Source organism: Caulobacter sp. AVps16, assembly GCF_058681455.1.
In genome coordinates, this window is sequence record NZ_CM178739.1 from 3,895,452 (window position 1) to 3,915,663 (window position 20,212).

Sequence of the window (20,212 nt, forward strand, 5' to 3'; positions counted from 1 at the left end):
GGACGGGTCTGAGGCCTGCGCGCCGAGGACGGCTGAAGGCGCGCAGCGGTTCCTGTCGCTTTCCATCCTTGTCTTACCTTGGCGATGTCCGCTTCCGGACCAAAGCTCCAATGTCCGATTTCAGGCAGTAACGTGATTTCCGTTCCCGACCCATGTCGGACCTACTGAACCCCTCTCTCTATGAGAGAGGGGTTCGAGTTCCGCCCCCCATCCTCAACAGCCCTTCGGCCTGACCGCATCCGGCGCAGGCCGAACCGGGGCACCAGCCCTCCCTAGTTCAGCCGCAACCTCACCCGCTCCCGCGCCGCGCGGGCGGCGATGGCTGCACCGCCGTCCAGGGTCTGCGCCCGGCTCAGCGCCTGCAGCGCCCCAGCCAGAGCACCCTGGCCCTCACGCGCGGCGGCGACGTCGAGCCAGGGGCGGTGGTCGGCCGGATTGAGCAGGGCCCGGCGCAGGGCCGAGCGCTCGGCCCTCGGCCAGTCCCGGGCCTGCTGGGCGCGGGCAAAGACATTGTTCTGTAGGCGGATCAAGACTGCCCGATCGGTCACAGGCGCCATCAGCAGGTCCAAGCGGGCGGCCACATCGGGCATCAGGCCGGTGCGCAGGGCCCGCCGCGACAGCTCTGCGGGCAGCACCACCCGGCCCTCGCCGAACGGATCGAGGGCGAGAGGCCCGACTTCGGACTCGATCCGCAGCAGGAAGTGGCCCGGAAAGTCGATGCCGTGCAGGGCCAGGCCCGCCGTCCGCGCGGCGTGCAGGTAGAAGACCCCCAGCCCCACCGGCAGGCCCAGGCGGCGGCGGGCTATGGCGATGACATCGGCATTGTCGGGATGGTCATAGGTGGTGACGTCGCCGCTGAGCTGCAGGTCACCGGCCAGGGCCTCGGCGACGGCCTCCTCGGGGGATTCCGACTGCAGGCGTTCGGCCAGGCGCTCGCCGGCCTCCCGGGCCAGGGCGAGGGCCGGGGCCGGATCGCGATCGGGGTCGTCATGCAGGGCGCAGGCCAGGGCCGCCTCGAACAGCGGAAAGTCCGCATCGGAGCCCTGGCCGACCCGCGTCAGCACCGCCTCGGCCGCCTCGCGGCTCATGAGCCCTCCTGCCAGGCATCGCGCAGGTGGCGGGGCCAGCGACCGGGGGCCATGGCCATCAGGTCGAGGCGGACGGTGAGGGGGCTCAGGCCCTGACGCGAGCGGGCGATATGGGCGGCGGCGCGGCGCAGGCGGGCCCTCTGGTCGGCGGTCACGGCATCGAGCGCATCGTCGAGCCGGGCCCGCTGCTTGACCTCGATCACCGCCAGAACCGGTCCGCGCTGGGCCAGCAGGTCGATCTCGCCCAGGGGCGTGGCCAGGCGAAAGCCGAGGATCCGGTAGCCCTTCAGCATCAGCCAGGCGGCGGCCAGCACCTCGGCCCGACGGCCAGACTGGCGCGCCTGGGCACCCCGGACCTGGCGGGCGGCGGTCATCCCGCCTCGTCCGCCTCGGCGGCGGCGTCCTTCAGGGCCAGGGCCTGGCGGTAGAGGTCGCGGCGCGGCAGGCCCAGGGCCTTGGCCACCTCGGAGGCGGCCTCGCCCAGGGGCAGGCGGGACATGGCCTCACGCAGGGCGCTTTCGGCGTCACCGGCCTGGACCGGGGCTTCCGAGCCGGGGCCGACCAGGATGACGATCTCGCCCTTGGGGCTGTCAAAGCGCGGATCGGCGGCCAGCACATCCAGCGGGCCACGGATGCAGGTCTCGTAGAGCTTGGTCAGTTCGCGGGCCACGGCGGCGTCGCGCGGGCCGAAGACGGCGGCCATGTCGGCCAGGCTGTCGGCGACCCGCGAGGCCCCTTCATAGAAGATCAGGGTGGCGCGGACCGGGGCCAGTTCCTCGAAGAAGGTCTTGCGGGCGGCGCTCTTGGGCGGCGGGAAGCCGGCGAACAGGAAGCGGTCGGTGGGCAGGCCGCCCAGGGTCAGGGCCGCCAGGGCCGCTGAGGCCCCGGGGATCGGAAAGACCTGATGGCCGGCGGCGATCGCCTCGCGGGCCAGGCGGAAGCCGGGATCGGAGACCATCGGCGTGCCGGCGTCGGAGACCATGGCCACCCGCTCGCCGGCCTCCAGGCGCTCAAGGATCTTCGGCGTTACCCGGTCGGCGACATGTTCGTCATAGCGCTCCAGCCGCTTGGAGATCTGGTAGGCGGCCAGCAGCTTGCCCGAGACGCGGGTGTCCTCGGCCAGCAGCACGTCGCAGGCGTTCAGCACGTCCAGGGCCCGCAGGGTGATGTCGCGCAGATTGCCGATCGGCGTCGCCACCAGATAGAGGCCCGGGGCCAGGGGCGCGTCGGACAGGGCAGGCGGGTCGGGGTGGCGGCTCACGCGGGGATCCTTGCCGCGCCGGGAGACGCGGGACTGTTTCGGAGCGCAGTCCTATCAGGTCGCGAGCGCGCCTGTCAGCCGGTCCAGCACCATGCGCCCCGCCCGGGTGGCGCGCAACCGCCGGGGGTCATCGGCCAGCAGGCCCAGCTCGACATGGTGGCGGACCTTGGCGGTAGCGGCGCTCAGGCCCAGCTCGGCCAGGTCCTCAAAGGCCACGCCCTCGTCGATCCGCAGGCCCAGCAGCAGCCGCTCCTCGGCGGCTTCACTGGCCGAGAGGGTTTCGCGCTCGAAGCCGAGACCGGTGTCGCGCACGGCGGCCACATAGTCGGCGATCCGGCGATGGGCGGTGGTGGCGATGCGGCCGTCGGCCAGGGTCAGGCGGCCATGGGCCCCGGGGCCGACGCCGACATAGTCGTGGCCCCGCCAGTAGACGAGATTGTGCCGCGACCGCGCCGCCTCGCCCCGGGCATGGTTGGAGACCTCATAGGCGTCGAAACCGGCGGCCTCCAGCACGGCCTGGGTGGTCTCGAACAGGTCGTGGGCGAGGTCCTCGTCCGGCACGACAAGCTTGCCGCGCCCCACTGCCCGATCAAAGGCGGTGCCGGCCTCAATGGTCAGCTGATAGGGCGAGACATGCTCGGGCCCGAGGGCCAGCACGGCTTCCAGCTCGGCTCGCCAGGCCTCGACCGTCTGGCCGGGGCGGGCATAGATCAGGTCGACCGACAGGCGCGGAAAGGTCCGGGCCGCCACGGCTATGGCCCGACGGGCCGATCCGGCATCGTGATTGCGGCCCAGCAGGGCCAGGGCCTCATCGTGCAGCGACTGGACGCCGAGCGACAGGCGGGCCACGCCGGCCGCCGCCAGGGCCTCGAAGCGGCCGGCCTCGGCGTCGGTGGGATTGGCCTCGAGGCTGATCTCCAGATCGTCGGCCGGCGACCACAGGCCCCTGGCCGTCTCGATCACGCGGGCGACCTGGGCCGGATCCATCAGGGAGGGCGTGCCGCCGCCGAAGAAGATCGACAGCAGCCGGCGCGGTCCGGTCAGGGCGCGCTGGGCCACCAGGTCGGCGACGATGGCGTCGGCCAGCTGGGCCTGTTCCTCGGTCCGCCCCCGGTCGCGCACGACATTGAAGTCGCAATAGGGGCAGATCCGCGCGCAATAGGGCCAGTGGATATAGACGCCGAGGGGGGCGGCCTCACTCAAACAGCGCGGCCTTCAGCTTTTCGAAGGCCCGGGCCCGGTGGCTCATGGCGTCCTTGGCGGCCGGCTCCATCTCGCCGAAGGTCAGGGCGTGGCCGTCGGGCACGAAGATCGGATCATAGCCGAAGCCCCGTGTGCCGCGCGGCGGGAAGGTCAGGGTGCCGTGGACCTCGCCCTGGACCACTACGGAAGGCCCGTTGGGCCAGGCCACGGCCAGGGCCGAGGTGAACCAGGCGCTGTGATCGTCCGAGCCGGTTTCTTCCAGCCGCGTCTCGACCTTGGCCATGGCCTGGGCGAAATCCTTGCCGGGCCCGGCCCAGCGCGCCGAATAGACACCGGGCGAGCCGCCGAGCGCGGTCACCGAAAGTCCGGAATCGTCGGCCAGGGCGATCAGGCCCGACAGGTCGGCGGCGTGCCGGGCCTTGAGCAGGGCATTGCCGACGAAGGTCGTCTCGGTCTCTTCCGGCTCGGGCAGGCCCAGGGTGCCGGCGGCGACCAGTTCGAACCGTCCCTCCAGCAGGGCCGCGATCTCGGGGACCTTGCCGGGATTGTGTGTGGCCACTACGAGCTTAAGCCCAGGCTCCAGTCTCAGCGCCATGATCGGCTCCTTGAGGAAATCACCAATGCGGCTCCTTTACTCTGCCTTGTCGCCCTTTGCGCGCAAGGTTCGCATCGTGGCGCACGAAAACGGCTTTACCGGTGCCATCGTGCTGGAGACGGTCGCCCCGTTCACCGACGAGAGCCTGAGGGCGACCAATCCGCTCAGCCAGGTGCCGGTCCTGATCCTCGCCGACGGCGAGATCCTGTTCGACTCGTCGGTGATCTGCGACCATCTCGATGCGTCGGGCGGGGCCGGCCTGATCCCGGCGGCGGGCCGGGACCGCCGCCAGGCCCTGACCCTGCAGGCCCTGGCCGACGGCATGGGCTCGGCCGCCATCGCCGTCGTGCGCGAGCGCATGCGCCCGGCCGATGACCAGCGTCCGGAGCTGATCGACCGCCAGCTGCGCGCGATCATCGCCGGCCTGGACCGGCTGGAAGCCGAAGGCTTCAGCGACTCCCGTTTCGCCATCGCTGAAATCGCCGTCGCGGCCCAACTGGCCTATTTCGACGCCCGCCAGGTGATCGACTGGCGCGGCGGTCGACCCACCCTGGCCGCCTGGTTCGAGGCCGCTAGCCGGCGCGAGTCGATGGTTGTGACTTCTGTGCAACTCACCTGATGCCGATCGACCATCATTGCCAAAGTTTAATATCGTTTATCGATACTCAGCATTGTTGAAGCCCAAATCGGGGACTATCAGTGGAGCATGGACGCCGCCGACCCTGGCCGGCGTCCGGCCACCTCGATGGATCCGCCCGCCATGTCCGCCGCCCGCCTGTTCAGTTTCGCCGACAAGGCCCTGATGACCGTGCTCACCGTGGCCCTGATCGTGGGCGTTCCGGTGTCGGCAATCACCTTCGTCGTGCAGACTCTCTAGGGACAATCGGCGGGTTGACGCTCCGCCCTGATGCGGAGCAGGCTTTGACGCCCTGGGGAGGGTGAGGGGGAGGCAAACATGCGCGCCTTGGGGCCCGGTTCGGTATCGAGCTTTCTGAAGATCATCCTCGACGTCATCTATGTCGGGCTGTGGATCTTCGTCAGCCTTCTGTCCCTGTTCACCCTCGTCGCCCTGCTGTTCAGCTTCAATCCGGAGTTGCTGGCCCAGATTCTGCCGATCAGTGACGCGGTCGAGGCCGTCAGCCGTGACGGCCCGCTGTTTGCCGGTGCCCTGGCCGCCTGGGCCCTGCTGCTGGGCGGCTGGATGTTCATCGTCGAGCGCCTGCGCCGGATCTTCGTCACCCTGACGGCCGGCGACCCTTTCCATCCGGACAACGTCCTGCGCCTGCGGATGATCGGCCTGATCCTGGCCGGGCTCGAGGTCGGGCGTTACATCTTCTCGGGACTGGCCCGCTGGCTGGCCCCCAAGGCCGAGGTCATCGACGACAGCTTCACCCTGACCGCCTGGTTCTCGGTTCTGGTTGTCTTCGTCCTCGCCGAGATCTTCCGCGAAGGCGCCCGCCTGCGTCGCGAAGCCGAACTCACCATCTGATCCGCGGAGATCCCGTCCTATGCCCGTCCGCGTGAACCTCGACCGCGTCCTGCTCGAACGTCGCATGTCGTTGACTGAACTGTCCGACCGGGTCGGCGTGACCATCGCCAACCTGTCGATCCTGAAGACCGGCAAGGCGCGGGCGGTGCGGTTCTCGACCCTGGACGCCCTGTGCCGCGAACTGGATTGCCAGCCGGGCGATCTGCTGACCTTCGACGCCGGGCCACCCGACAGCGACGACTGACACCGGCCGATCCCGTCGGCCTCGACTGGCGGAACTTAAAGGCTTGTCTCGAGCACGGCCGCCTGGCGGGCACGGCGCCGGGCGAACAGCAGGGCCGCCTCGGCCGCCCCTTCGACCCCGCCGCCGGGACGCTCAAGAGATTCGCTGTCGACAAACTGAAGTCCGGCCTCGCGGTCAGACTGCCAGACCACCCGCGACAGGTGAATGCGCCGCATGCGGATGTCGACCAGATAGAGGTCGCCCCCGGGCAGGGTTGAGCCCAGCAGCCGGATCCGGCCCCCGCCCTCGGCCAGGTCGATCAGGGCGCAGCGCAGGGTCTCGCGGCCACTGACCAGATAGACCTTGCGCGAGGTCGGCCGGCGGGCATAGGCGCGCTGGTCTTCGGAGAGGGCGGATTGTCGGGCGGCGGCTCGCATGGGTCGAGCTTATGGCATCGCAAGGTTTACGCGAGTATGACCGCAGCGTCCCGAAGGGTGAGGCGCTTTGCCGCGCCCCTCTTGCGGTGCCGGTCAGTTGTAGCGCGGCTTTTTCAGCAGGGTCGCCCGGTCCATGGAGCGGATCTCCACGTCGAAGGTGTCGCCTTCGCGCAGCACCCGCAGGGGGATAGTCACGCCGGCCGGGCCCAGACGCCAGAGGGCGGTATAGAACTCGGTCAGGTCGGAGATGCCGCGGCCATCGACCGCCAGGAGGATGTCGCCCGGCTTGAGCTCGGCCCGCGCCGCCGGTCCTTTCGGTGACAGACCGACCACCACCACATGATCCTCGATCTCCTGGGCGAAGACCCCCAGCCAGGGGCGAGGCGGATGGGGCGGCTGGCCGCGGGCCAGGTCGTCGAGGATCGGCGGCAGCAGGTCGGCGGGCACGAACATGTTGATCGGCTTGGCGGCGCCGTCCCGGCCCTGGGTCTCCAGGGTCAGGGATCCCAGTCCGACCAGATCGCCCCGGGGCCCGATCAGGGCCGCGCCGCTCCAGTGCGGGTGGGCCGGCTCGGCCATGATCGCGTCGTCGAGCAGATATTCCCAGTAGCCGGCGAACGGCATGCGGGTCAGGACCTGGGCGGCGGTGGCATGGGCGCGGCCGCCGGCTCCGGCGGTGATGACGGCCGAGCCGGGCCCCAGGTCCTTCGACGAGCCGATGCGCAGGGCAGGCAGGTCGAGTGGCTGCAGGGCCTGGACCAGGCCAAGGCCGCTGCGGGCGTCGAAGCCCAGCACGTGGGCGGAGATCCGGCGGCCGTCATTGAGGGTCAGGATCACCTCCCGCGCCTCGGTGATCAGGTAGGCCATGGTCAGGACCAGGCCGCTGGGGCTGATGACCACCCCGTTGCCGAGGCGCTCGGTGCCCAGAATGCCGGCCGTATAGGCGTCGGCCGGGACACGCGCCTCGAGGGCGACCACGGAGTCCAGCGCCGTGTCGAGGTCGAACGCATAGGCCCCGGAGGCGGGGCGCAGCCGGGCCTCGACCTCATAGCCCCTGAACGGCGAAGGCATTCCACTCTCCTGCTTCAGGAGGAGAAACTGGGGCCGGCCACGCCCTGCGGCAAGAGGGTCCGGCGACGCGGGGGTGTTTCAGCCTGTCGGCGCCTGCTGGCAGGTCACCCTTCAACCCGCTCTTCCCGGCAAGGGCCGGGGAGAGCGGGTCATGGATCCTATTTCCCGACCGCCGCCTTCTGGAAGGCGAACAGTTCGCCGATACCCTTTTCGGCCAGGCCGTAGAGGGATTCGAATTCGGCCCGGGTGAAGCCGCGCTTTTCGCCGGTGGCCTGGATCTCGACGATGTCGCCGCCTTCGGTCAGGACGAAATTGCTGTCGGCCTCGGCATTGCTGTCTTCCTCATAGTCGAGGTCCAGCACGGGGACATTGTTGAACACGCCGCAGGAGACGGCGGCGACCTGGCCGATGATCGGATCGGCCTTCAGCACGCCTTCGTCGAGCAGATATTGCGTGGCCAGGCGCAGGGCGACCCAGGCACCGGTAATGGCGGCGGTGCGGGTGCCGCCGTCGGCCTGGACGACGTCGCAGTCGAGGGTGATCTGGCGCTCGCCGAGGGCCTTGAGGTCGACCACGGCGCGCAGGGAACGGCCGATCAGGCGCTGGATTTCCTGTGTGCGGCCGGTTTGCTTGCCGGCGGCGGCCTCGCGGCGACCGCGGGTGTGGGTCGCGCGGGGCAGCATGCCGTATTCGGCCGTCACCCAGCCCTGGCCCTTGCCGCGCATCCAGCCGGGAATGCTCTCCTCGATCGAGGCGGTGACCAGCACCTTGGTGTGGCCGAAGCCGATCAGGCAGGAGCCCTCGGCATAGCGGTTGACGCCGGTCTCCAGCGTGACGGCGCGCAGTTGGTCGGGGGCGCGTTTCGAGGGACGCATGGCGAACTCCAGGTTTCGGACAGATCGAGGGGCTTTGAATGCCGGACGGGGCCGCTTATCCTCTCTGCGACGGGAACTTGAAAGAGCGCCCGCCGCTTTATCTGTCTCCCGCGAGGTCTCCGGCTTAGAGCCATGACGCAATTGTTTGGTCGCACCCCTGGTCTGACGGAGTTGGACGCCCGGGCTCGCGACATCTTCAAGCGGGTGGTGGAAGCCTATCTCGAGACCGGCGAGCCGGTGGGCTCGCGCACCCTGTCGCGCGGCGGCATGGCGCTGTCGCCGGCCTCGATCCGCAACACCATGCAGGACCTGGCCCAGCTGGGCCTGCTGGACGCCCCCCATACCAGCGCCGGCCGGATGCCGACCCATGCGGGTCTGAGGATGTTCGTCGACGGCTTTCTCGAGGTCGGGGATGTCGGCCAGGACGAGCGTCAGGCCATCGAGGCCCGGCTGTTCGCCCGGGGCCGCTCGTTCGAGGAGGCCCTGGCCGAGGCCAGCTCGATCCTGTCGGGCCTGGCCGGCGGGGCCAGTATCGTGGTCACCCCGGTCCGCGAGGGCGGGGTCAAGCATGTCGAGTTCGTGGCGCTCGGCGGTGACCAGGCCCTGGCTGTCATGGTCTTCGAGGACGGCACGGTCGAGAACCGGCTGATGAAGCGCGCGGCCGGCATGACGCCCTCGGCCTTCCAGGAGGCCTCCAACTTCCTCAACAGCCGCCTGCGGGGCCGCACCCTCAGCGAGGCCAAGGACGAGGTCCGGGCCGAGCTGGAGACCGCCCGCCGGCAGCTGGACGAGACCGCAGCGCGGCTGGTCGAGGACGGCCTGGCCGCCTGGGGCGGCGGCGAGGGCGATGCCCGGGCCCTGATCGTGCGCGGCCAGGCCAACCTGCTCGGCGAGCCAGGGGCCCGCGAGGACCTCGAGCGCGTGCGCATGCTGTTCGATGATCTGGAGCAGAAGGGCCAGCTGATCGGCCTGCTCGACGACGTCCGCGAAGCGCAAGGTGTGCGCATTTTCATCGGGGCCGAAACGCGACTCTTTTCGCTTTCGGGTTCCTCCGTGATCGCGGCGCCCTATATGACGGGCCAACGCAAGGTGCTGGGCGCGATCGGCGTGATCGGCCCCACGCGCCTGAACTATGCCCGGGTGATCCCGCTGGTGGACTATACCGCCCGCGTGCTCGGCCGGATGATGGATGGATAGGACGACGAGATGAGCGACGAGCAAGCGCCGGTTGAAGAGATCATGATCCAGGATGGCGAGGACGCCGCCCAGGAAATCGAGGCGCTGAAGCTGGAAGTGGCGGCCCTGAAGGACCAGGCCCTGCGCTATGCTGCCGATGTGGAAAACACCAAGCGCCGGGCCGAGCGCGAGATGAACGACGCCCGCGCCTATGCGATCCAGAAGTTCGCCCGCGACCTGCTGGGTGCCGCCGACAACCTGTCGCGCGCCACGGCGATGAGCCCGCGCGATTCGCAGGATCCGGCGGTGACCAACTACATCATCGGCGTCGAGATGACCGAGAAGGAGCTGCTGGCGGCCTTCGAGCGCAATGGTCTCAAGAAGATCGAGCCCGCCAAGGGCGAGAAGTTCGATCCGCACCTGCACCAGGCTGTGATGGAGCAGCCCTCGACCGAGGTCGCGGCCGGCGGTGTCATCCAGTTCCTGCAGGCCGGCTATGAGCTGATGGGCCGCCTGATCCGTCCGGCCATGGTCGCCGTGGCGGCCAAGGGCTCCACCGCGCCCGGCTCGGCCGAGCCGCCGGCGGCCAATGCCGGCGCCAATCCCTATGCCGGGGCCGGCGCGGAGGCCGATGGGTCCGGCGGTTCTGTCGACATCAAGTCCTGACGCCGCCGATGGTCGCGGGCCTGGAGGCTCGCGACCAGGTTGCCCCGGTCAGGCTCCGGGCCGGGATTTGGTCGTAAAAGATTGACGCGGTTTCCGGGCCGGCAAGGCCCCCCGCCCCCTTCCCCAAGCGCACGATTTCGCTAATGTCGGCGGTCCATTCAAAACGGGACAGCGCGGAGATTCTCTCGGTGCGCGCGGTACCGGAACCTGGACCTGAAGATGAAGCTTACGATCGAACGGGCGGCGCTGCTGAAGGCGCTGGGGCATGTGCAGAGCGTCGTCGAGCGCCGCAACACCATCCCGATCCTGTCGAACATCCTGCTGTCGGCTGACCGCGACACGCTGAGCTTCTCGGCTACCGACCTGGACATGGAGATCATCGACGAGGGCCTGGCCCAGATCGATGTGCCCGGCCAGATCACCGCGCCGGCCCACACCCTCTATGAAATCGTGCGCAAGCTTCCCGACGGCTCGGACGTGTCGCTGTCGTTCAGCGGCGATGATCCGCGTCTGGTGATCCAGGCCGGCCGCTCGCGCTTCAACCTGCCGGTCCTGCCGGCCGGCGACTTCCCGGTGATGAGCAGCGACGGCCTCTCCAGCCGTATTGCGGTCGACACCACCGAGCTGATCCGCCTGATCGACAAGACCCGGTTTGCGATCTCCACCGAAGAGACCCGCTACTATCTGAACGGCCTCTATATCCACACGGTCAACGAAGGTGGCGTGGTCAAGCTGCGGGCCGTGGCGACCGACGGTCACCGCCTGGCCCTGGCCGAGATGGAGGCCCCGGAGGGTGCCGCCGGCCTGCCGGGCATCATCGTGCCCCGCAAGACCATCGCCGAGGCCCGTCGCCTGATGGAATCGGCCGGCGAGCATGTCGACCTGCAGGTTTCGGCCCAGAAGGTCCGCTTCGAGTTCGGCCAGGCGGCCCTGACCTCCAAGGTCATTGACGGTGCCTTCCCCGACTATCTGCGCGTCATTCCGCGCGACAACGCCAAGATCCTGACCCTGGACAACGACCTGTTCGCCAAGGCCGTCGACCGCGTCGCCACCATCTCGGCCGAGAAGAGCCGTTCGGTGAAGCTGGCCATCGAGCCGGGCCGCATCACCCTGACCGTCCGCAACATGGAAGCCGGCCAGGCCGTCGAAGAGGTCGAGGTCGACTATGACGGCGAGCCCTTCGAGATCGGCTTCAATGCCCGCTACCTGCTCGACGTCTGCGGCCAGATCGGCGGCCCGATCGCCGAGTTCCGCTTCGCCGACCCGGCCAGCCCGACCCTGGTGGTCGACCCGACCGATCCGGGCGTCAAATATGTGCTGATGCCGCTGCGGGTCTGATCCGCATCATCGAATACCAGACGGGTGCCTTCGGGCACCCGTTTTGCTGAGAGGACTCACCATGCGCCGCCGCACGTTCCTCGCCGCCCTGCCGGCCGCCGCCATCGCCGGTCCGGCCCTGGCCCAGTCACAGCTGTTCAGCGGGACCAATCCCAACCTGAAGCGGCCCGACGTTCAGGGCGGCGACCGTGTGGCCGGAGCCAATTTTGCCTCGCGCTCGGCGGCCTGGGGCATGAACGGCGCCGCCGCGACCGCCCATCCCCTGGCGACCCAGGCGGCGATCGACATGCTTCGCAAGGGGGGATCGGCCGCCGATGCGGCCATCGCCGCCAATGCGGTCCTGGGCCTGGTCGAACCCATAGCCTGCGGCATCGGCGGCGACTGCTATGTGATGCTGTGGGATCCCAAGACCCGGCAGGTCATGGGCCTCAACGGGTCTGGCCGTTCGCCCAAGGGCCTCAGCCTGGAGACCGTGCGGGCGCGGTCCAGGGACGGCAAGATCCCGTCCTGGGGCGCGGTCTCGGTCAGCGTTCCGGGCGCGGTCGACGCCTGGCGCGAGATGCACGAGCGCTATGGCAAGCTGAAGTGGTCCGAACTCTTCGCGCCGGCCATCGACTATGCCGAGCAGGGCCACCCGATTACCCAGAACGTCGCCTTCTATCTCGCCGGCAGCTATCGCCGCTTCACCAATCCGGCCTCCGGAATCGAAGAGGTCGAGAACTTCAAGGCCGTCTGGGCTCCCACGGGCAGGACGCCGGTTGAGGGCGAGATCTTCAGGAACCCGCGGCTGGGTCGAACCTACCGGCTAATCGCCGAAGGCGGTGGCCGGGCGTTCTACGAGGGCGAGATCGCTGCGACGATCGAAGCCTATTTCAAGCGTATCGGCGGCTGGATGACCAAGGCGGATCTCGCGGCCAACCGCGCCGTCTGGACCACGGTCCACAAGACCGGCTATCGCGGCGTCGAGGTCTGCGCCCTGGGCGACAACACCCAGGGTCTGGCGACCCTTCAGCTGCTGAACATTCTTGAGCGCTTCGACGTCAAGACCATGGGTTTCCAGTCGGCCCAGGCCATCCATCACGCCGTCGAGGCCAAGCGCCTGGCCTATGAGGACCGCGCCCGGTTCTATGCCGACCAGGACTTCTACAGGTCGCCGATCGACTGGCTGATCTCCAAGGACTACGCGGCCGAGCGCGCCAAACTGATCCGGCCCGACAGGATCCTGACGCCGATCTATCCGGGCCAGGCCCCCAGCCGGGGCGACACCACCTATTTCACCACGGCCGACAGGGACGGGATGATGGTGTCGATCATCCAGTCGAACTATCGCGGCATGGGCTCGGGCCTGTCGCCAGACGGGCTGGGCTTCATGTTCCAGGACCGGGGCGAACTGTTCGCCCTGACCGACGGCCACCCGAACATCTTCGCGCCCGGCAAGCGGCCGTTCCAGACGATCATTCCGGGTTTTGCCCTGCGCGAGGGCCAGCCGTGGCTGTCGTTCGGGGTGATGGGCGGCGACATGCAGCCCCAGGGCCAGGCCCAGATCATCAGCAACATGGTCGATTTCGGCCTGGGCGTTCAGGAAGCCGGCGATGCGCCCCGCTGGCATCACGGCGGCTCGTCCGAGCCGACCGGCATCGGTGCCGAGGACATGACGGTCCTGGACCTGGAAAGCGGCGTGCCGGCCCAGACGCGCAAGGATCTCGAGGCCCTGGGCTGGACTCTTAAGACCGAGCTTGGCGGCTATGGCGGCTACCAGGCCATCGAGCGCTGGCCCGGTCGCTACGCCGCCGCCACCGAGATGCGCAAGGACGGGGTGGCACTGGCCTATTGAGCCAGGATCCGGACTCATCGCCAAGTTTGGCGTTGCGGCGAAGGCTTCGCTGAATAAAGGTTTCTGCCCTGATCCGATTGGAGCCGCCGGTGAACGCTCGTCTGTCTGTGCTTGCCGCCCTGATCCTGTCGGCCGCGTCCGCGCCGATGGCCTTGGCCCAGATCGGGCCAGTCGAGCGGCGCGAGATCGGCAATCAGATTCTCGAGAATGTGCCGGTCGCGCCCGCCTCGATCCGCGAAAATCTGGCGCGCTTCCAGAACGCGCGCTCGGCGGCTTTCGGCGACTGGCTGCCTGGCGGCGGCATGGTCATCGGCACCCGATTTGGCAACACCAACCAGCTGCACGTGGTGGCATCGCCCGGCGCCGATCGCAGCCAGATCACCTTCTATGAAGAGCCCGTGGCCTCGCCCCGCGTTCTGCCGGGCGGCCGGATCCTGTTCTCCAAGGACACGGGCGGCGATGAATGGTTCCAGCTGTTCCTGCGCGAGCCGGACGGCAAGACGACCCAGCTGACCGAAACCGGCGTCCGCAATGTCTCGCCGACGTGGTCGAAGGACGGGACCATTCTCTTGTGGTCGCGGGCTGTGAAGGGCTCGGCTGACTACGACGTGATGATGCGGGACGCGTCCGGCACGACCAAGGTCATCTTCAAGGGGCAGGGCCAGGTGTCTCCGCTCGCCCTGTCGCCCGATGGCAAGACGGTACTGCTGGGCCGCTATTTCTCGATCGCAGAATCCAAGCGCTGGCTGCTGGATATCGCCAGCGGCAAGCTGACGGAGCTGAACCCCGGCAAGTCCAAGATCGCCTACGGCGGCGGCGAGTTCACGCCCGACGGCCGATCGGTGCTGCTGCTCTCGGACGAAGGCTCGGACTTCCTGCGCCTTACCCAGGTCGATCTTGCCACCGGCGCCAAGACCAACATTTCCGGCGACCGGAATTGGGATGTCGAGAGCTTCGCCCTGTCTGAGGACGGTCGCGTCCTGGCCTATTCCTTCAATGAGGACGGCTATTCCAAGCTTGTCGTGCAGGATTTCGTCACCCGTCGGGCCTTGCCGCAACCTGGCTTGCCTGCCGGTGTGGTCTCGGGCCTGGGCTTCTCGCCGGACGGCGCGAGGCTGGGCTTCAGCCTCGCCACATCGACCGCCGCCAGCGATGCCTGGAGCTGGGGCGTGCCCGACGGCAAGCTCGAGCGCTGGACGGCGTCGGAGCTGGGCGGCCTGGACCCCAAGGCCCTGGTGACACCGGAACTGGTTCGCTACCCGTCCTTCGACAAGCGATCCATCCCGGCCTTCATCTACAAGCCAAAGCTCTCCGAAGGACGCAAGGCGCCGGTGGTCATCGACATCCACGGCGGCCCGGAAGGGCAGTCGCGGCCGACGTTCAACACGTTCAGCCAACACGCCGTCGCCGAGCTGGGCGCGGCGGTCATCATCCCCAATGTTCGGGGCTCCACCGGCTACGGCAAGACCTATCTGAACCTCGACAACGCCGAAAAGCGTGAGGACTCGGTCAAGGACATCGGCGCCCTGCTGGACTGGATCAAGACCCAGCCGGATCTCGACCCGAGCCGGGTTGTGGTCAGCGGCGGCTCGTACGGCGGCTACATGTCCTTGGCGGTTATGACCCACTATTCCGACCGGATGGCCGGCGGGATCGAGCTGTTCGGCATCTCCAACTTCGTCTCGTTCCTGCAGAACACCGAAGCCTACCGGCGCGACCTGCGCCGCGCCGAATATGGCGACGAGCGCGACCCGAAGATGCTGAAGGTCTTCGAGGTGATCTCGCCGATGAACAACGTCCACAAGATCACCAAGCCGATGCTGGTCATGCAGGGCTGGAACGATCCACGCGTGCCCAAGTCTGAGTCCGATCAGATCGTCGCCAAGCTGCTCGGGAAAGGCGTCGAGACCTGGTACGTTCAGTTCAAGGACGAGGGCCACGGCTTCCGCAAGAAGGTCAACAACGACCGTCGCCGGGAGGTCGAGACCCAGTTCCTGCAGAAGGTACTCGGTTCGGCCAAGGGCCAGTAGGACGGATGGCCGAAGGCCTATGCGAAGACCGCTTCGCCGCCCTGTTCGACAACATGCTCACCCTCTGGGAAGCGACGGACTTTGAGGGCTGCGAGACCTGGTTCGATCGCTCGCAGCGGGTCGAGGCGGTGTTCGGCAGCGTCGAGCACCGCATCGACCTGATCGCCATGAACTACGCCGTCCATCGGTCGATCGCCCCCGACGCCCGTTTCGACGAGCCGCTCCGGGCGCTCGTCGACCGTGACGAGGCGCGCCAGATCTTTCAGGCCAACATGATGCGCGTGCTGATGGGCGCCGCCGGGGTCTGGCAGAAGGACAACCTGGAGCTCGCGCGGCGCTACTTCGGGTAGGGCGGCCACCGCCGCAGGCCCCCTCCTGACCTGCTGCGCAGGTCGTCCTCCCCCTTGTCAGGGGGAAGATGAGATCGCCGCCCTTCATCTTCCCCCTGCGGGGGAAGACGATCGCGAAGCGATCCGTAGGGGGCAAGTGCGGGGAAAGACTGCCCTCTATCCTCGCGCCTTCCCGAACAAACCCCAGCCCATTCAACACCCTGCAAAAACAACCACCGCGCCCATCCGACGCGCTGAAACCTCCCGTATTCTGTCCCCACCTCGTCGCGAGGAAAGGGCGCAGGGCCAGCGACCGATGCGGCGGCGGGGGGTGATCGAGCGGGGCTGGGCTTCAGGGGGATACTGAAGCGTGTCCGGGGATCTGGTTGCTGGCCAGACCCGCCCGCCGTCGGCGTGGTTGAAGGCAAAAGGGCGTGTCTGGCTGTAAGCCCGTCCTCTTCGACCGCCGGAACGCGCTGGAAACGGCGGGGTCCGGGTCCCGGTAAGGCCTCAACAGGGCCACCTGGCGGGAGGCTGACGGATAACGGTGACGCGGAGCGCACGGCTTCGTCGAAACGGTATTTTCTATCTCTCATCCGGACGTCGTCCGGACGCTCCGCGACCCTTTCCACGAACCTCAGCGAGGAATCGCGTGGGGTTGAAAGCCTGTGTCCGCCAGACTTGCCCCCTACGGGCTGCTGCGCAGCCGTCTTCCCCCGTAGGGGGAAGATGAAACGCGCACTTCATCGTCCCCCTACGGGGGACGACGACCGCGATAGCGGTCAGGAGGGGGCAAGTGACGTCAGGGCCAACCTGCCTTAAGAGACCCCCATGGCGTCGGCCGCGATCCTCACCCTGACCCTGACCGATTTCAGGTCCTATGCCAGCGCCCGTCTCGAGACCGGCGGGGCCAGCGTCTATCTGTTCGGGGCCAACGGCGCCGGCAAGACCAACCTGCTGGAGGCCATCAGCCTCTTGTCGCCGGGCAAGGGCCTGCGCGGTTCCAGCCTGGCCGAGGTCGGGCGGCGGCTGCCGGGCGAGGCTACGGGCCGGGCCTGGGCTGTGGCGGCCCAGATTGAAGCGGGCGAGGATGAGCCGGTCCAGCTGGGCACCGGCGTCGAGGCCGGCGGCCAGACCCGGCGCCTGGTGCGGGTCGACGGCGAAACCGTGCCACCGGGCCGGCTGGCCGACCATGTCCGGCCCATCTGGCTGACCCCGGCCCAGGACCGGCTGTTTCTGGAGGCCGCCTCCGAGCGCCGCCGCTTCTTCGACCGCCTGGTCTTTGCCGGCGAGCCCGACCATGCCCGCCACGCCAATGTCTATGACAAGGCCCAGCGTGAGCGGATGCGGCTGCTGACCGATGCCGCCGAGTCCGGCGTGCCGGCCGATACGGTCTGGCTGACCGCCCTGGAGGCGCGGCTGGCCCAGGCCGGGGGACTGATGGCCCAGGCCCGGGCCCGTACCCTGATCGCCCTGCAGGCCGAGATCGACGGTCGCGGTGATCGCCCCTTCCCGCAGGCCCGTTTGTCCCTGACCGGCGAGTGGGAAAGGCTGGCACTTGCGGGGCATGAGCTGGCCGAGATCGAGCTGCGTCTGGCCAGCGCCCTGGCCGCCGCCCGGCCCCGCGACGGGGCGGCCGGAAGGGCCCTGACCGGGCCCCATCGCGGGGATCTCGACATCCTGCACGTCGGCAAGGACCGCCCCGCCGCCGAATGTTCCACCGGCGAGCAGAAAGCGCTGATTCTGAACCTGGTTTTGGCCCAGGCGGCGCGACTTTCGCGTGCGGATTCCGCGCCGAATCCTATAGTATTGCTCGACGAAGTCGCAGCGCATCTCGACCTGACCCGGCGAGCTGCTCTGGCGGACGAAATCACGGCACTCAAGCTCCAGGCCTTCATGACAGGCACGGACGAGTCGCTGTTCGACCATCTCAAAGGTCGGGCTCTGGGTGTTCGCGTGTGCGAGGCCGGCCTGACCGCTTTGGAAGACGTATGACGCAAGAGACCGAAGGCCCGGCTGAAGACAATACCGGCGATCGCCTGACCACTGCAGACGGCTCGCAGATGGCAGCCCCCGAAGTGATGGGCGGCGAGTATGACGCTGACTCGATCAAGGTGCTGAAGGGCCTGGATGCGGTGCGCAAGCGCCCCGGCATGTATATCGGCGACACCGATGACGGCTCGGGCCTGCACCACATGGTCTATGAGGTGGTCGACAACGCCATCGACGAGGCCCTGGCCGGTCACGCCACCAAGGTCGAGGTCATCCTCAATGCTGACGGCTCGGTGACGGTCACCGACGACGGTCGCGGCATCCCGGTCGACATCCACGAGGGCGAAGGCGTCTCGGCGGCCGAGGTCATCATGACCCAGCTGCATGCCGGCGGTAAGTTCGACCAGAACAGCTACAAGGTCTCCGGCGGCCTGCACGGCGTCGGCGTCTCGGTGGTCAATGCGCTCAGCGACTGGCTGGAGCTGAAGATCCACCGCAACGGCCACAGCTACCAGATGCGCTTCGAGCGCGGCGACGCGGTGACCTCTCTGGCCCAGACCGGCGACTCACCCGTCCGCGCCGACGGGCCCAAGGCCGGAACCACCCTGACCGGCACGGAAGTGACCTTCTTCCCGTCGAAGGACACCTTTGCCTTCATCGATTTCGACCGGAAGACGCTCGAGCATCGCCTGCGCGAGCTGGCCTTCCTGAACTCGGGCGTGACCATCTATTTCCGCGACCTGCGCGACGCCGCGCCGTGGGAAGAAAAGCTGCACTATGAGGGCGGCATCGAGGCCTTCGTCCGCCACCTCGACAAGGCCAAGACCCCGCTCCTGAAGATGCCGATCGTCATTCGCGGCCGCAAGGACAAGGTCGAGGTCGATCTGGCCCTGTGGTGGAACGACAGCTACCACGAGCACATGCTGTGCTTCACCAACAACATCCCCCAGCGGGACGGTGGCACCCACCTGTCGGCCTTCCGCGGGGCCCTGACCCGGATCATCACCAACTACGCCGAGAGCTCGGGCATCACGAAGAAGGAAAAGGTCAATGTCGGGGGCGAGGACGCCCGTGAAGGTCTGACCTGCGTGCTGTCGGTCAAGGTTCCCGATCCCAAGTTCAGCTCCCAGACCAAGGACAAGCTGGTCTCGTCCGAAGTGCGCCCCGCTGTCGAGGGCCTGGTCCAGGAAGGCCTGGCCACCTGGTTCGAGGAGCATCCCAACGAGGCGAAAGCCATCGTCTCCAAGATCGCCGAGGCCGCCGCTGCCCGCGAAGCGGCCCGCAAGGCCCGCGAACTGACCCGCCGCAAGAGCGCGCTCGACATCACCTCCCTGCCGGGCAAGCTGGCGGACTGCTCCGAGCGCGATCCGGCCAAGTCGGAAATCTTCATCGTCGAGGGTGACTCGGCCGGCGGATCGGCCAAGCAGGCCCGCAACCGCGACAACCAGGCCGTCCTGCCCCTGCGCGGCAAGATCCTCAACGTGGAGCGGGCGCGCTTCGACAAGATGCTGTCGTCCGACCAGATCGGCACCCTGATCACGGCCCTCGGGGCCGGCATCGGCCGTGACGACTTCAATGCCGACAAGGTGCGCTACCACAAGATCGTGCTGATGACCGACGCCGACGTCGACGGCGCCCACATCCGCACCCTGCTGCTGACCTTCTTCTACCGGCAGATGCCCGAGCTGATCGAGCGCGGCTATATCTACATCGCCCAGCCGCCGCTCTACAAAGCCGCCAAGGGCAAGTCGTCGCGCTATCTCAAGGACGACGCCGAGATGGATGCCTTCCTGATCGACGAGGGCGTTGACGGGGCCGAGCTCGACCTGCCCTCGGGCGAGCGCCGGACCGGCAAGGACCTTCTGGCCCTGGTGCAACTGTGTCGCCAGGCCAAGGGCAATATCGACCGCCTGGCCGCACGCGCTCCGGCCTTTGCTGTCGAGCAGACGGCCCTGGCCGGTCTGCTCAGCGACAAGCCGGACATCGCCGCCGCCGCCGCCCGCCTCGACCTCTATGCCGAGGAAGGTGATGGTCTTTGGACCGGCGAGCGCGGCGATACCGCCTATGTGTTCAAGCGCATCCGGCGTGGTGTCACCGAGAGCGTGGTGCTGGATGACGGCCTGCTGAACGCCGCCGACGCCCGCCGTCTGGCCGAGCGGGCCGGAGCCCTGGCCGAGATCTTCTCGGGCCGGGCCGTGTTCCGCCGCAAGGACAAGTCGACAACCGTCCGTGGACCGATGGATCTGGTTGGGGCGGTGATGGACGCCGGCCGCAAGGGCCTGTCGATCCAGCGCTACAAGGGTCTGGGCGAGATGAACCCCGACCAGCTCTGGGAAACGACCCTCGATGCCGAGGCCCGCACCCTGCTGCAGGTCAAGGTCAACCATGCCGACGATGCCGACGACATGTTCAGCCGCCTGATGGGCGACCTGGTCGAGCCGCGCCGCGAGTTTATCCAGGAGAACGCCCTCGACGCCGAGGTTGACGTCTAGGTCAGCTGCTGGATCTTCGGGCATATTGAGCGTCCGTCGCCCAATCTTGTGGCGACGGCCTCGAAAATCTCCCCGAATTGGGGTGAAAGCCCCCTGCTGCGGCCCTATGTCGC

At 68.2% G+C, this 20,212-nt stretch carries 20 protein-coding genes; 12 read left to right on the top strand and 8 right to left on the bottom strand.

Going from position 1 to position 20,212, the window contains the following annotated elements; genetic code table 11:
- Positions 1-272: 272 nt before the first annotated feature.
- From ACW17U_RS18670 to rdgB, 5 genes are read right to left on the bottom strand one after another with little or no spacing between them, the layout of a single operon-like run.
- Positions 273-1,088 carry a SirB1 family protein gene (locus ACW17U_RS18670; protein ID WP_492054333.1) on the bottom strand — a complete coding sequence of 272 codons (816 nt, stop codon included), beginning with the start codon at positions 1,086-1,088 and terminating at the stop codon, positions 273-275.
- Positions 1,085-1,462: a YraN family protein gene (locus ACW17U_RS18675; RefSeq protein WP_492054334.1), complete on the bottom strand. Its 378-nt coding sequence runs from the start codon at positions 1,460-1,462 to the stop codon at positions 1,085-1,087. Before ACW17U_RS18675 ends, ACW17U_RS18670 begins: the two co-directional genes overlap by 4 nt.
- Complete coding sequence (rsmI, locus tag ACW17U_RS18680) at positions 1,459-2,349, bottom strand: 16S rRNA (cytidine(1402)-2'-O)-methyltransferase (protein WP_492054335.1); 891 nt, start codon at positions 2,347-2,349, stop codon at positions 1,459-1,461. The genes ACW17U_RS18675 and rsmI overlap by 4 nt, the downstream gene beginning before the upstream one ends.
- Before the next feature lie 54 nt (positions 2,350-2,403).
- Positions 2,404-3,552, bottom strand: coding sequence for a radical SAM family heme chaperone HemW (gene hemW, locus ACW17U_RS18685; RefSeq protein ID WP_492054336.1), 1,149 nt, complete (start codon positions 3,550-3,552; stop codon positions 2,404-2,406).
- On the bottom strand, positions 3,545-4,147 hold the full coding sequence (rdgB, locus tag ACW17U_RS18690) for an RdgB/HAM1 family non-canonical purine NTP pyrophosphatase (protein WP_062150144.1): 603 nt from the start codon (positions 4,145-4,147) through the stop codon (positions 3,545-3,547). Before rdgB ends, hemW begins: the two co-directional genes overlap by 8 nt.
- A gap of 25 nt (positions 4,148-4,172) precedes the next feature.
- Between rdgB and ACW17U_RS18695 the strand changes: the two genes are divergently transcribed.
- From ACW17U_RS18695 to ACW17U_RS18710, 4 genes are all read left to right on the top strand, one after another.
- The gene (locus ACW17U_RS18695) at positions 4,173-4,766 is read left to right on the top strand and encodes a glutathione S-transferase family protein (protein WP_492054337.1); all 594 of its coding nucleotides are present in this window, start codon (positions 4,173-4,175) and stop codon (positions 4,764-4,766) included.
- Positions 4,767-4,853: 87 nt separating this feature from the next.
- A complete protein-coding gene (locus ACW17U_RS18700; RefSeq protein ID WP_166504095.1) occupies positions 4,854-5,024 on the top strand; it encodes a hypothetical protein in 171 nt (56 codons plus the stop codon).
- A gap of 78 nt (positions 5,025-5,102) precedes the next feature.
- On the top strand, positions 5,103-5,636 hold the full coding sequence (locus tag ACW17U_RS18705) for a DUF2975 domain-containing protein (protein WP_062150140.1): 534 nt from the start codon (positions 5,103-5,105) through the stop codon (positions 5,634-5,636).
- 19 nt (positions 5,637-5,655) lie between these two features.
- Positions 5,656-5,880, top strand: coding sequence for a helix-turn-helix domain-containing protein (locus ACW17U_RS18710; RefSeq protein WP_062150138.1), 225 nt, complete (start codon positions 5,656-5,658; stop codon positions 5,878-5,880).
- A 35-nt stretch (positions 5,881-5,915) separates the two neighbouring features.
- On the opposite strand, the gene ACW17U_RS18715 is transcribed toward ACW17U_RS18710, so the two are convergent.
- The 3 genes from ACW17U_RS18715 to rph form a co-directional block, all read right to left on the bottom strand.
- The gene (locus ACW17U_RS18715; protein ID WP_492054338.1) at positions 5,916-6,296 is read right to left on the bottom strand and encodes a PilZ domain-containing protein; all 381 of its coding nucleotides are present in this window, start codon (positions 6,294-6,296) and stop codon (positions 5,916-5,918) included.
- 93 nt (positions 6,297-6,389) lie between these two features.
- Entirely contained in the window at positions 6,390-7,367 is a 978-nt protein-coding gene (locus tag ACW17U_RS18720; RefSeq protein ID WP_492054339.1) for a S1C family serine protease, read from the bottom strand.
- 158 nt (positions 7,368-7,525) lie between these two features.
- Positions 7,526-8,242 carry a ribonuclease PH gene (gene rph, locus ACW17U_RS18725; protein ID WP_062150132.1) on the bottom strand — a complete coding sequence of 239 codons (717 nt, stop codon included), beginning with the start codon at positions 8,240-8,242 and terminating at the stop codon, positions 7,526-7,528.
- Between the two features lie 132 nt (positions 8,243-8,374).
- Between rph and hrcA the strand changes: the two genes are divergently transcribed.
- From hrcA to gyrB, 8 genes are all read left to right on the top strand, one after another.
- Positions 8,375-9,439: a heat-inducible transcriptional repressor HrcA gene (hrcA, locus tag ACW17U_RS18730; protein WP_062150130.1), complete on the top strand. Its 1,065-nt coding sequence runs from the start codon at positions 8,375-8,377 to the stop codon at positions 9,437-9,439.
- A 9-nt stretch (positions 9,440-9,448) separates the two neighbouring features.
- Positions 9,449-10,084, top strand: coding sequence for a nucleotide exchange factor GrpE (grpE, locus tag ACW17U_RS18735; protein ID WP_492054340.1), 636 nt, complete (start codon positions 9,449-9,451; stop codon positions 10,082-10,084).
- A 219-nt stretch (positions 10,085-10,303) separates the two neighbouring features.
- Positions 10,304-11,422 carry a DNA polymerase III subunit beta gene (gene dnaN, locus ACW17U_RS18740; protein WP_062150123.1) on the top strand — a complete coding sequence of 373 codons (1,119 nt, stop codon included), beginning with the start codon at positions 10,304-10,306 and terminating at the stop codon, positions 11,420-11,422.
- Between the two features lie 61 nt (positions 11,423-11,483).
- On the top strand, positions 11,484-13,256 hold the full coding sequence (locus ACW17U_RS18745) for a gamma-glutamyltransferase family protein (protein WP_492054341.1): 1,773 nt from the start codon (positions 11,484-11,486) through the stop codon (positions 13,254-13,256).
- A gap of 89 nt (positions 13,257-13,345) precedes the next feature.
- Positions 13,346-15,286, top strand: a complete 1,941-nt coding sequence (locus ACW17U_RS18750) for a S9 family peptidase (RefSeq protein WP_492054342.1) — start codon at positions 13,346-13,348, stop codon at positions 15,284-15,286.
- 5 nt (positions 15,287-15,291) lie between these two features.
- On the top strand, positions 15,292-15,636 hold the full coding sequence (locus tag ACW17U_RS18755; RefSeq protein ID WP_492054343.1) for a hypothetical protein: 345 nt from the start codon (positions 15,292-15,294) through the stop codon (positions 15,634-15,636).
- A gap of 810 nt (positions 15,637-16,446) precedes the next feature.
- Complete coding sequence (gene recF / locus ACW17U_RS18760; RefSeq protein ID WP_492054344.1) at positions 16,447-17,610, top strand: DNA replication/repair protein RecF; 1,164 nt, start codon at positions 16,447-16,449, stop codon at positions 17,608-17,610.
- Positions 17,607-20,099, top strand: coding sequence for a DNA topoisomerase (ATP-hydrolyzing) subunit B (gene gyrB, locus ACW17U_RS18765; RefSeq protein WP_492054345.1), 2,493 nt, complete (start codon positions 17,607-17,609; stop codon positions 20,097-20,099). The genes recF and gyrB overlap by 4 nt, the downstream gene beginning before the upstream one ends.
- Positions 20,100-20,212: the final 113 nt, after the last annotated feature.